The following is a 2,461-nucleotide window of genomic DNA, read 5'->3' as shown; positions in this document are numbered from 1 at the left end:
TGTGTGTTGTTCTTTTCGCTTCTTTCTATCAGACTCACACCCACAACCACAACCACCCGACTACGCAGCTTTGGGTGTGGGCCAGCAGCGGCACGTGACGGCCCGTGGGCCGACGGCCGGCAGGATCGCCGAGCAGGGCCGGTATGGAGGTATCGCGGCGGGAGTGGAACAGGTAGAAGCTCCCCAGCGCGGCCCGCTTGCGCACCAGCGTGCTGGTCTCCAGCGCCGACTCGCCGGTCGGCAGAACGAACACGCCGGGCACCCGGGTCGGCGGCGGCTTGCGCAGCCACTCGAAGAACTCGCCCAGTTGCTCCAGCGTCAGCATACGGAAGTCGCGACCGCGCTGGTCGAGCCACGCGAAGAAGTTTGCTAGATCGTGGGCGTAGCCCCGGACGGTATTCGGCGAGCTCCGCCGAGCAGTCAGATGGGACAAGAAATCATCGACCGGCCCGATCGGGAGGAGGTCCGAGCCCAGGACCGTGTACGACACCGGGCCGCTGTCCGAGGACCGCAGCCGCTGAACCAATGGCACCAAAAACTCCGAGCTTGCATCAAGGACACACAAGTGCGGGGCGTCCACGACGGACGCCCGGCACGAAGATCCGTAACCATACAGACGTCAAAGACACACCTCGAAGAGCACCCCATAACGCTGTCGAAGGGGACCCGGGTGGTGGTGGCGGGACGGCTGCGTACCGACCGGTGGGAGAGCCCGGAAGGGGAGAAGCGTTCGCGGATGGTGCTGGACGCGGACGATATGGGGCGTCCATGACGTTCGCGACGGTGACCATCACCCGCACCACGCGCCCGGTCCCGCCGCGCGAGACCGCACCGGACGACCCGTGGGCCATGGCCAGCCCCGTCCGCCCGGCCACTCCTGCCGACGGCGCGGACACGGACGCCCCGACCGAGGAGCCTCCGTTCTGATGCCGTCCTCTTCTCCACATCCCGTAGGCGACGGAAAAGATCTGGAGGCTGCCGCGAGGGTGGTCGCGGCGGCACAGCAGGCTGTGCAGGCGGCCCGCCGGATCTTGCGTCGGCGATCCTCGCAGCTCGCCGAAACGGCGAATCCGTTCAGCGCATCGCTACGCGTACCGGCTTGGACGCCATGACGGTACGGAACATTCTGGCCGTGGCTCCGACACAAGCACGGGACGGCCAGACCTGACCGCCGGTGGCAGAGCGACCGCAGGGCGACGGCACCGGAGAGTAGGAGTGGAGGGAGTCGAACCCTCACGCCCGCAAGGGCACCGGGACTTGAATCCGGCGCGTCTGCCAGTTCCGCCACACTCCCTGACACCTTCACACCCGCCCCTGAGCCCGACCAGGCCCCTGGCTCGTGTGGTGGGGGCTGTGCGCTGCTTGTCACCGCAGCGTGCAGTCCCACCGTGCTGTGAAGCGAGGCTTCAGCCTATCTGTGGCCTTGGGGCCCATGACAAGTACCGAGACGCGGCTCAGCCGCTGGTATCGGTTCGTCCTGTTGATGTCACCGTCGCAGCAGGCAGTGCGGGCTGTTCATCCGCGGGGAGCGGCCTCGCGCGACAATCTCTCTCGGAGACTCTGCTGCGCAATTCGGCTGGGCAGCAGAGTCCTGCGGGTGGGCCGCGGCGATAACTACGTCGTCGCAGGTCGCCGACCCTGGTGGCGGAGCCGTCCGGCAATTGCGCAGCAGAGTCCTCGGATGGCCCAAAGGTGCGTGTCTTTCGGGCGGTGGTGGCGTTGGTGAACCGACGCAGTCGGGGACCGTGACCATGCACGGTTCACCTTCCTCCGGACCGTGTGGGTGAAGCCCGGACGCCCCGGACGCCCCGGATGCTCCGGATCGAGCGTCTGGGGCTGACAGAGGGGGAACCGGGTCAAGCGGGACCGCAACCGTCTTCGGGTTCTTCGCGTTTCTGGTCGCCGTGCTCGCCCGTGTCACTGTACGTCGGCCAGACGCCGAACGGGCCGTACTCGCCGGGCCTGGTTGCCCCCAGCTGCGCGGCGCCCCCCTTGAGCCGGTGAGGATCCGGAATCACGAGCGAGTCCTCCTGACTGATGTCGCCGTACACAGCCATGGTGACGGACGGCACCGGTCTGCGGCCGCCAGCCACGCGGATACCTCATACAACCGGCATACCGCAACGATCACATTCCATCAGCCCCCAACGACATCACGCCTCAAACGTCAGTAGCGGAGGTCTTGAGGCGTTCCCTGTGGTGACACTGCGTGCGGGCGTGTAACGTCTGGGTCAGCTGTCGTGGTCGGAAGTTCCCCTTTACCCACGCCGAAAGCGTGGGCTTTTTGCTGTGCTGTGCCGCAGGGACCAAGGCGATCACCTCCGTCTTCCGCAGGGCGTGGAAGACGTTTCATCGACTGGAAGGCATGAGAGTGCGGAACGTGAGCTCTTGTCCGTTTCGTGGCTGGGGTTGGGGAAGAACCGCTGGCCACGGAGTGAGGCTGGTCCTCAGGCGTCGGGGC

4 protein-coding genes and 1 tRNA gene are annotated in these 2,461 nt (G+C 66.5%); 2 read left to right on the top strand and 3 right to left on the bottom strand.

The genetic code is table 11. From position 1 onward, the window contains the following. Positions 1-34: 34 nt before the first annotated feature. Entirely contained in the window at positions 35-490 is a 456-nt protein-coding gene (locus ACFWI9_RS33840) for a site-specific integrase (protein ID WP_387169028.1), read from the bottom strand. On the opposite strand from ACFWI9_RS33840, the gene ACFWI9_RS33835 reads away from it, so the two are divergent. Both ACFWI9_RS33835 and ACFWI9_RS33830 read left to right on the top strand, forming a co-directional pair. Then, the gene (locus ACFWI9_RS33835; RefSeq protein ID WP_387169025.1) at positions 425-772 is read left to right on the top strand and encodes a single-stranded DNA-binding protein; all 348 of its coding nucleotides are present in this window, start codon (positions 425-427) and stop codon (positions 770-772) included. The genes ACFWI9_RS33840 and ACFWI9_RS33835 overlap by 66 nt on opposite strands. Then, positions 769-927, top strand: coding sequence for a hypothetical protein (locus ACFWI9_RS33830; protein WP_387169022.1), 159 nt, complete (start codon positions 769-771; stop codon positions 925-927). The genes ACFWI9_RS33835 and ACFWI9_RS33830 overlap by 4 nt, the downstream gene beginning before the upstream one ends. 283 nt (positions 928-1,210) lie before the next feature. Here ACFWI9_RS33830 and ACFWI9_RS33825 read toward each other — a convergent pair. Both ACFWI9_RS33825 and ACFWI9_RS33820 read right to left on the bottom strand, forming a co-directional pair. Next, positions 1,211-1,294: transfer RNA gene (locus ACFWI9_RS33825), tRNA-Leu, on the bottom strand. 562 nt (positions 1,295-1,856) lie between these two features. Further along, on the bottom strand, positions 1,857-2,093 hold the full coding sequence (locus ACFWI9_RS33820) for a hypothetical protein (RefSeq protein ID WP_387169019.1): 237 nt from the start codon (positions 2,091-2,093) through the stop codon (positions 1,857-1,859). Between the last annotated feature and the right edge of the window lie 368 nt (positions 2,094-2,461).

Origin of the sequence: Streptomyces sp. NPDC127084 (assembly GCF_042724175.1) — a bacterium.
Lineage (GTDB): Bacteria > Actinomycetota > Actinomycetes > Streptomycetales > Streptomycetaceae > Streptomyces.
Note: the sequence above shows the minus strand (reverse complement) of the source record. Positions and strands in the feature narration are given on the sequence as shown.

Bases quoted from the DNA above. Each gene is read 5' to 3' on its own strand.
- ACFWI9_RS33835 (WP_387169025.1), top strand. From the start codon at position 425: ATGGGACAAGAAATCATCGACCGGCCCGATCGGGAGGAGGTCCGAGCC.
- ACFWI9_RS33830 (WP_387169022.1), top strand. From the start codon at position 769: ATGACGTTCGCGACGGTGACCATCACCCGCACCACGCGCCCGGTCCCG.